The sequence below is a fragment of the Bradyrhizobium cenepequi genome (genome assembly GCF_020329485.1).
Classification (GTDB): domain Bacteria; phylum Pseudomonadota; class Alphaproteobacteria; order Rhizobiales; family Xanthobacteraceae; genus Bradyrhizobium; species Bradyrhizobium cenepequi.
In genome coordinates, this window is the sequence record NZ_JAGKJI010000168.1 from 1 (window position 1) to 1224 (window position 1224).

Below are 1224 nucleotides of genomic sequence, written 5' to 3' on the forward strand. Positions count from 1 at the left end.
TGGTGACGCTGCACAGCCCGGATCGGGATCGGATGTCGCGTCACAAGCTGGAGGGCGGCGATCATGCGGGGCTGCTGGGGTTAATTGAGAAGGTCCGCAGCCGGGCGGGGGAGAAGCTCGGATCGGTGCCGCGTGTGGTGAGCTGCTACGAGGCCGGCTACGATGGCTTCTGGCTGCACCGGCTGCTGGAGGCCGCCGGGATTTTGAACTTCGTGTTCGACCCGGCGAGCATCGCGGTGGAGCAGCGATCGCGGCGGACCAAGACGGACCGGATCGACGGGGAGCTTCTGCTGCGGACGTTGATGGCCTATTTGCGCGGTGAGCCGCGGGTGGTGCGGATCGTGCGGGTGCCGAGTGTGGCGCAGGAAGACGCCAGGCGCGCCAGCCGCGAACGCGATCGGCTGGTCAAGGAACAGACGGCCCATACCAACCGGATCAAGGCGCTGCTGCGGCTTCGGGGAATGGCGGCCGGCAATCCGCGGCGGCGGGACTGGCTGAGCTGGCTCGCACGGCAGCGCGACTGGCAGGGGCAGCCGCTGCCGCCGCAGCTGCTGGCCGAAGTGACGCGCGAGCACGCGCGGCTGATGCTGATGCGTGACCAGCTTGCGGCGCTGGAAGAGGCGCAGGCTCAGGCCCTTGCCGTTCCTGAGCAGACGGCCGAGCGGCAGGATCTGCTGCAGCGGCTTAAAGCCCTCGGCCCGGCCTTCACCGCGACGCTGACCAACGAGGTGTTCTACAAGGACTTCCGCAACCGGCGCGAGGTCGCAAGCTATTGCGGATTGACGCCCAGTCCCTGGCAGAGCGGCGGCATCGATCGCGAGCAGGGCATCAGCGTGGCGCTCTGGCGCTACCTCACCACCGGACTTGTGCCTGCGGGAGCGACGATGAAGGCATAGAACCGAACCACCGCACCGCTGCGCGTCGCCGCAGTCCGCGCGGGATGGATGATGACCGTGCCACCCATGGGCCGAACAAACAGCCGTTTTGTAGATGGGTCTCATCCTCAGGGCTTCCTCGCCGCAAGCATGCGGAATGTGGGTCCGGACCACACCAGTCCGACCGGATATGAGGTGATGCAGTGAGCTGCAGAAATCTTCGGAAGCCAATCCTCGCCCGGAACACGGTCGGCGCGCTGCGCTACGCATGGCTCCGCGCGCCGCCCTCGCACCGTGCCAACCTCACTCAAGCCAATCGAAAGGCCTTGACTCACAAATCCCCATATGA

The 1224-nt window shown here is 66.6% G+C and carries 1 protein-coding gene; it reads left to right on the top strand.

Annotated elements, in window-relative coordinates:
• On the top strand, window positions 1–896 hold an 896-nt coding region (locus J6497_RS40725; protein ID WP_225709755.1), incomplete at its 5' end, for an IS110 family RNA-guided transposase.
• Window positions 897–1224 lie beyond the last annotated feature (328 nt).